Origin of the sequence: Campylobacter concisus (genome assembly GCF_002912895.1) — a bacterium.
In the GTDB taxonomy this organism is placed as follows: domain Bacteria; phylum Campylobacterota; class Campylobacteria; order Campylobacterales; family Campylobacteraceae; genus Campylobacter_A; species Campylobacter_A concisus_G.
The window spans coordinates 1-7,794 of the sequence record NZ_POZX01000037.1; the positions used below are offsets into that span (position 1 = coordinate 1).

The following is a 7,794-nucleotide window of genomic DNA, read 5'->3' on the forward strand; positions in this document are numbered from 1 at the left end:
ATATATCGCAAAAAAGGATTTCAAATTTTTTAGTTAAAATTTATTTAATTATAAATATTAATTTTATAAAATAATTTTTTACTTCTTTAAACAAAGATATTATTAATAAAAGTAAAATTTTCAAGCAAAGGAGCTTATATGAATAATGACTTGCGTCAAAAGATAGATAGACGCTTAAGTGAGCTTAGTGCGTTGCCTAAGATGAAAAGCGACTCGAGTATTGCGCAGCTTTTAAAAGAGAAGGGCTTTACGAGGCGTGATTTTATGAAGTGGGCTGGTGCGATGACAGCTTTTATGGCTCTACCAAGTGCGATGACACCTATGGTTGCTCGTGCTGCTGAGCTTAGCGATAGGCTTCCTGTGATATGGCTTCATATGGCAGAATGCACAGGCTGTAGCGAGAGCTTACTAAGAACTGATGCTCCAAGTATAGATAGTCTTATATTTGACTACATAAGCCTTGAATACCACGAAACTATCATGGCAGCTTCTGGTTGGCAGGCTGAAGAAAATTTAGAGAGTGCGATCGAAAAGTATAAGGGCAGATACATTTTACTAGTTGAGGGCGGTATCCCAACTGGTGCGACTGAAAATTTTCTAACTGTTGGACCTCATGGCACAACAGGTAAAACTCATGCTGTAAATGCTTCAAAAGATGCAGCTGCTATCTTTGCGATCGGTACCTGTTCTAGCTTTGGTGGTATTCAAGCTGCAAGGCCAAATCCATCAAATTCAGTGGGACTTTCAAAGGTAACTGATAAGCCAGTTATTAATGTTGCGGGCTGTCCACCAAGTGAGAAAAATATCGTTGGCAACGTGCTTCACTTCTTACTTTTTGGCACACTTCCAGCGCTTGATGTTTATAATAGACCAAAATGGGCTTATGGCTTAAGAATTCACGATCTTTGCGAAAGACGTGGTCACTTTGACGCTGGCGAGTTTGTCCAAAACTTTGGCGATGAAGGCGCAAAAAATGGCTACTGCTTATATAAAGTAGGCTGTAAAGGTCCATATACATTTAATAACTGCTCACGCGAGAGATTTAACCAGCACACATCATGGCCAGTTCAAGCAGGTCACGGCTGTATAGGCTGCTCAGAGCCAGACTTCTGGGATACGATGGGACCATTTGAAGAGCCTATGGCAGATAGACTCTTTGATACTGTTTTGGGTCTTGGAGCTGATAATGTCAGCGATAAAGTTGGCATTGGAATTTTAGCTCTTACTGGCATTGGTATAGCAGCTCACGCTGTTATAGCTTCTATGAGTAAAGATAAAGAATAAGGCGAAAAAATGAGTGAAAAAAGAATAGTAATAGACCCTATAACACGTATCGAGGGACACTTAAGAATAGAAGTTGTCGTAGATGAAAATAATGTCGTAAAAGAGGCTTACTCTGGCTCAACTCTTTGGCGTGGCTTAGAGCAGATCGTAAAAGGCAGAGATCCAAGAGATGCTGGCTTTTTCATGCAAAGAATTTGTGGCGTTTGTACATACTCACACTACCGAGCAGGTATTATCGCAGTTGAAAATGCTCTTGGTATCAAGCCTCCACTAAATGCAGAGCTAACTAGAACGCTTATGAATGCAGCTTTATATCTTCACGATCACATCGTGCACTTTTATCAGCTCCACGGCATGGACTGGGCAGACGTGGTCTCTGCACTAAGCGCAGATGTGCATAAAGCTAGCGAAGAGGCGTTTAAATATACTGATCTTCCGTTTGCCACAGGAGCTGACAAGCTAAAAGAGGTAAAAGAGAGGGTTGAAGCCTTTGTTAAAAAGGGCAATCTTGGACCATTTGCCAACGCATACTGGGGACATAGCACATATAAATTTACGCCAGAGCAAAATTTAATCGTCCTCTCACACTACTTAGAGTGCCTTAGAATTCAAAGAACAGCAGCTCAGATGATGGCGATCTTTGGCGCGAAAAACCCACATCCACAAAGCCTAACAGTTGGCGGCGTGACTTGCGTGATGGATCTTATGGATCCAGCTAGAATGGGCGAATATATGAGCAAATTTGCCGAGATCAAAGAATTTGTTGATAGAGCTTACTATCCAGATATCTTGATGGCGGCTAAAGCCTATGGTAATGAGCCAAGCGTTCTAAACGATGCTGGTGTGGCAAATTTACTCTGCTATGATGAGTTTTTGATTGGCAAAAATGACCATCTATTTAAAGGTGGCTATATCTTAAATGGCGATCTTAGCAAGGTTTATGACATAGACGAAGACAAGATCACAGAAGAGGCGACAAGAGCTTGGTATAAAAATGACAAAGCGCTTCATCCATATGATGGCGAGACTGAGGCAAACTACACAGGCCTTATTGACGGCGAGAGCATAGACGCCGAGGGCAAACTAGCTCATAGTAAGCTTTTTGATACAAAAGGTAAATATAGCTGGATTAAAGCACCAAGATATGATGGCATGCCTATGCAAGTAGGTCCAATAGCAAGTATCGTTATAAACTACGCTAGAGGCAACGAGAGAGTTAAAAAAGTAGTTGACGAATTTTTAGCAAAGAGTGGCTTGCCATTAAGTGCAGTTTTCTCAACTCTAGGCAGAACCGCTACTCGTATGCTTGAGGCAAAAGTAGTTACAGAGCATACAATGGATGCATTTAATGCCTTGGTAGAAAATTTAAAATCAGATCAAGAGACTTGCGCAAAATATGTAATCGATAATAAAAAAGAGTACAAAGGAAATTTTCAAGGCAATGCTCCAAGGGGTGCGCTTAGCCACTGGTGCCGCATAAAAGATGGTGTTATCACAAACTGGCAAGCAGTCGTGCCAAGCACATGGAATGCCTCTCCAAAAGACGCACAAAATCAAATGGGAAGCTACGAAGCGTGCTTAGTTGGTTTAAAGATCGCTGATCTTTCAAAGCCACTTGAGATAATACGAAAAATTCACTCTTATGATCCTTGTATCGCATGCGCTGTGCATGTTATGGATACAAAGGGAAATGATTTGAGTACTTATAAGATAAATCCAAATTTATAAGGAGAAAAGATGTCACATAAAAATGCTGACAGAATCAGCGAATACGAATTCTCCATCGGTGTTAGGCTGACACACTGGATTAGATTTGCAGCGATCACACTTTTAGTTGTGAGCGGCTACTATATCTCGTACGTTTTTGTGAGTCCAGAGATCACGAGCGAGCCTACAAATTTTATGCAAGCAAAGTGGCGTATGGCTCACCAGATCGCTGGTTTTGTGCTAATAGCAGCGTTTATCTTTAAATTTTATCTATTTGTCTTTGATAAACACAGCAAAAAAGAGTGGATGAGTGTGGTTGATTTTCTAAATCCAAAAATTTGGATCGCACAGATCAAATACTATCTTTTTATGGGGCCACATCCGCATTTAAGGGGCGTTTATAATCCTTTGCAGTTTGCCTCATACTTTTTCTTTTATCTTATTTTGACTCTTATTTGCCTAAGCGGTCTTGTGCTTTATGTTCATGTTTATCATGAGGGACTTGGCGGAGCGCTTTATGAGCCAGCTAGGTTTTTTGAAGAGCTTATGGGCGGACTAGCAAATGTTAGAACGATACATAGAATTTGTATGTGGGTCATTATGATTTTTGTGCCTATTCATGTTTATATGGCGGTATTTAACGCTGTTAAAGGCAAAAATGGAGCGATGGACGCTATCGTTAGTGGCTATAAATTTGTAAAAGAACACTGATGAGAGTGCTGGTTCTTGGTATCGGCAACGTGATGTTTGCCGATGAGGGCATAGGTGTTCATTTTGTAAATTTGATGGCTAAAAACTATAAATTTACAAGCTCTAAAAACGAGCTTACTCTAATGGACGGGGGCACTTTAGCCCTCGCCCTAACTCACATCATAAGTGAATTTGACTATCTTATCGTCGTTGATTGCATTAGCGCAAATGGCGCAAGCGTGGGCGATGTTTATTTTTTTGACTTTCTAAACGTACCAAATTTTATTAGCTGGGACGGCTCGGCTCACGAGATAGAGATGCTCCAAACTCTTCATCTAATGGAGCTTGCAGGCGACAGACCGACAACCAAAATTTTAGGCATCGTGCCTAGCCGCATAGAGTCATCAAATTTTAGCCTCTCAGATGAGGTTATAAACGCTTCTGTAACTTTAGAAAAAACGCTGCTTGATCACTTAAAAGAGCTTGATTTTAAGTGTGAAAAAGTAGCAAATTTCACCCTAAATGATACCCTCGATGAATACGCTAAAAAAGGTTTAAAATGATACTTGCTTTTAAATTTACTTGCCACAAAGATGCTTCGTTTCTGGTGCCATTTTTACGCTTGCTTGCTGGCGATCTAGCTCATAGTATAAAGTGCAGAGATGATGAAACTTGTCTAAAGGTAAGTGGCAATACCAGCGAGCTTGAGAGCGTGGCAAATAAAGCAAGCGCGCTCTTGCCATTTAGTCTTTTTATAAAGCACAGTGAGGTCTTGACTGCAAGTGAGCTTGATGAAGATAGCAAGATAAATGAGATAAAATTTGGCGGCCTAACTCCAACTCAAGCGAGCACATTTTTGGCTAGCGAAAAGGCTATCTTAAATGAAAGTGGCGTGCTATGTGAGAGTAAATTTGAGGGTGAGATAACGCTTGATAATTTTAATGAAAAGCTCAAAACTTGCCTAAATTTATTAAAAAACGGGGGGATCGTTTGCATAGAGCAAGATGAAAATTTATATGAAATTTCTCTTGGCGTAAATTTTGACGCAAATTTCTTGATGCCTGTAAATTTAAAGCAACTATCAAAAATTTTTATCGCCGATGATAGAGTTTTGACATTTCTAGCTAGCTTTGAAAAGCCACTTCTAGCACTAAAGACGACAGTCATTTATAGGCAAAATCACGAGGATGCACCGCTATTTTTTGATGTGATGGCACCAAACGATCTTTTTCTTTACGCCGTTTGCGAACAGCTAAATAAAGAAAATTTTAGCTTTTTAAGCGTTAAAGTAAAGGAGCAAAAAAATGCTCTTTCAAGGCTTACTTTGCTTGAAAGTAGTGCACTTTTAAGCCCATTTTTCTATGCAAAAAACGAGGAATTTAAGCTTAGTAATTTTAGCGATATAGCTTTGGGCCTAAAATTTAGCAAATTTAGTGATGATGAAATTTGCCTGCTTTCAAAGACGAGTAAAACAGAACTTCTATTTTTGCCAAAATTTAGTAGCTTTGAAGAAATTTATGAGTTCATAAGAGCCGAGGAAGGCGGCGAAAGGCTACTTGAAAACTTCAGTAAAGAGCACACCTTGCCAAGCGGTAAATTTAGCTCAAACGCTAGCTTTTTCTCGCTATTTTGCATAGCTGGGCGCTTGCTTGGTTTAAGCGATGACTTTAAAAAAGCAGGGGAAAATTTGCTTCTTATGGCAGCTGATTTTAGCGCTCAAAAGGGTGTTAGGATCGATTATAAGATGAAAGATGACTTTGGTTTAGACGGGGTTAAGTTTGTAAAAAGTATTATTTCATTTATCCTTGCTGGCGCTAAAAAGAAGAATATCAGCTTTGGTTGTACCGAGTCTTTGGCGCATTTTTTGAGCGATTTTAGCTATGAAAAACGAGATAAATTTAACATTAAAAATGTTACTTTAAGCGGGGATTTATTTTATAATAAGGTAGTTAGCAACTTGATAAAAAAGCACCTAAGCCCAAATATAAAAACAAATTTTGACCCCGGATTTGGCGTTGAGATCAAGCTTTAGATATGAGATCAAGGGCTTAGTTCAAGGTGTGGGTTTTAGACCTTTTATATATACTTTGGCGGATAAATTTGCCCTTGTTGGTGAAATTTACAACGATGACGAGGGTGTGAAGCTAAATTTTAGCGGCGAAGAGGCTAGCTTTTTGGCTTTTGAAAAAGAGCTTTACGAGAAGCTGCCAGCCCTTGCTAGGATCGATGAGCTAAAGAAATTTAAGATAGATAAAATTTATGAAAAGCTTGAGATCATCGCTTCAAAGTCGGCTACCAAACAAGCGCCTATTTTGCCTGATTATGCACTTTGCGATGACTGCTTGCGCGAGTTTTATGACCCCACAAATCCACGCTACAAATACCCATTTATAAACTGCACCAACTGCGGACCAAGATTTTCCATCATCAAAGCATTGCCTTATGACAGGGTAAATACTACGATGAATAAGTTTAAAATGTGCGAGTTTTGTGAGAGCGAGTACAAAGATCCGCTTAACCGTCGCTATCACGCAGAGCCGATCTCCTGCCCAAACTGTGGACCAAAACTTTACTTAAAAGATAAATTTGGAAAAGTCTTGGCTATTGGGAACGAAGCAGCCAAAGAGACGGCTAGGCTCATAAATGAGGGTAAAATTTTAGCCATTAAGGGGCTTGGTGGCTTTCATCTGATTTGTGATGCGACAAATGAAGCCACGGTTTGCGAGCTAAGAGCTAGAAAACACCGCCCAAGCAAGCCCTTTGCTCTGATGAGTAAAAATTTAGAGAATGCTAGAAAAATAGCGCAAATTTCAGAGGCGGAGGCGAAGCTACTTAGCTCAAATTTAAAGCCGATCGTCTTACTTGAAGCAAAAAATGGCTCAAATATCGCAAAAAGCGTCGCTCCAAATTTAAACAAGCTTGGTGTCATGCTCGCATTTAGTGGCATACATCTTTTGTTGTTTGACTATTTGGAACACGACATCATCGCAACTAGCGCGAATATCTCAGGCGAAGTTGTGATAAAAGACGAAAGTGAGCTAAGAGAAAAACTAGGTGACGTCATAGACTTTTACCTTGATTACGACCGAGCAATTTACTCGCCAAGTGACGATAGTATCGCATTTTGCGTTGGTGATGAGACGATTTTTACAAGAACGAGCCGTGGCTTAAATCCAAATTTCATCCATACAAATTTCAAGCAAAAAGGGACATTTTTAGCTCTTGGAGCCGAGCTAAAAAGCTCATTTTGTATCTATAAAGACGGGCTTTTGATGGTTAGCCCATATATCGGTGATCTAAAAAACGTAGCGACTTTTGATAGATTTAAGGATATTTTCACCCTTTTTAAAACGACTTATAATCTAAAAATAGACAAGGTCATAGCCGATTTGCATCCAAATTTTTTAAATACAAAATGGGCGAAGGATCAGGGCTTTGAGCTAGTTCATTTGCAGCACCACTACGCCCATCTACTAAGCGTAATATTTGAAAACGATCTAGCAGATAAAAAGTACATTGGCTTTTGTTTTGATGGCACTGGATACGGGGAGGATGGCAAAATTTGGGGTGGCGAGGTCTTTAGGCTAGATAAAAAGAATTACGAGCGAGTTTATCATTTTGATGAATTTAGCCTATTTGGGGGCGAAAACAGCATCAAAAATATTTATCTAATCGCATATTCTATTATTTTAAAATACTCTCTTGAGGACGAAGCTGGTAAATTTTTAGTAAATTTTGATGAAAAAATGCTTGCAAATTTTAAAAAAATGGAGCAAAAAGGATTAAACTTAGTAAAGACTAGCTCAGTTGGTAGGATATTTGACGCATTTGGAGCGATTATTTGTAGACTTTTTCACTCGAGTTTTGAGGGCGAGAGTGGTATGAGGCTTGAAGCACTTTATGATAAAAATTTAGATGTGTGTTATAAATTTAGTCTAAATGATGGAGTTATCGGCTTTAAAGAGGCCTTTAAAAATGCCTTAAAAGATGAGCCAAGAGTGGCCGCAACGGCATTTATAAATGGTATAGCTGATATCATTTCTGAAATTTCTAAAATAGAGAAAAAGGAGGTTTTATTAAGTGGCGGAGTTTTTCAAAATAAGACTTTACTTG

The 7,794-nt window shown here is 39.3% G+C and carries 6 protein-coding genes; all 6 read left to right on the forward strand.

Annotation, left to right across the window (positions count from 1 at the left end; all coding sequences use genetic code 11):
• Positions 1 to 138 precede the first annotated feature (138 nt).
• Positions 139 to 1,284 (forward strand): hydrogenase small subunit, encoded by a 1,146-nt coding sequence (locus CYP51_RS04645; protein WP_084041138.1) that lies wholly within the window; start codon positions 139 to 141, stop codon positions 1,282 to 1,284.
• A gap of 9 nt (positions 1,285 to 1,293) precedes the next feature.
• Positions 1,294 to 3,012 (forward strand): nickel-dependent hydrogenase large subunit, encoded by a 1,719-nt coding sequence (locus CYP51_RS04650; protein ID WP_103624559.1) that lies wholly within the window; start codon positions 1,294 to 1,296, stop codon positions 3,010 to 3,012.
• Positions 3,013 to 3,021: 9 nt separating this feature from the next.
• Positions 3,022 to 3,702, forward strand: coding sequence for a Ni/Fe-hydrogenase, b-type cytochrome subunit (gene cybH, locus CYP51_RS04655; RefSeq protein ID WP_021091370.1), 681 nt, complete (start codon positions 3,022 to 3,024; stop codon positions 3,700 to 3,702).
• Complete coding sequence (locus tag CYP51_RS04660) at positions 3,702 to 4,244, forward strand: HyaD/HybD family hydrogenase maturation endopeptidase (protein ID WP_103624560.1); 543 nt, start codon at positions 3,702 to 3,704, stop codon at positions 4,242 to 4,244. The genes cybH and CYP51_RS04660 overlap by 1 nt, the downstream gene beginning before the upstream one ends.
• The gene (locus tag CYP51_RS04665; RefSeq protein ID WP_103624561.1) at positions 4,241 to 5,713 is read left to right on the forward strand and encodes a Kae1-like domain-containing protein; all 1,473 of its coding nucleotides are present in this window, start codon (positions 4,241 to 4,243) and stop codon (positions 5,711 to 5,713) included. The genes CYP51_RS04660 and CYP51_RS04665 overlap by 4 nt, the downstream gene beginning before the upstream one ends.
• Positions 5,697 to 7,794, forward strand: a 2,098-nt coding sequence (gene hypF, locus CYP51_RS04670) for a carbamoyltransferase HypF (protein ID WP_103624562.1), incomplete at its 3' end; no start/stop codon positions are given. The genes CYP51_RS04665 and hypF, both read left to right, overlap by 17 nt.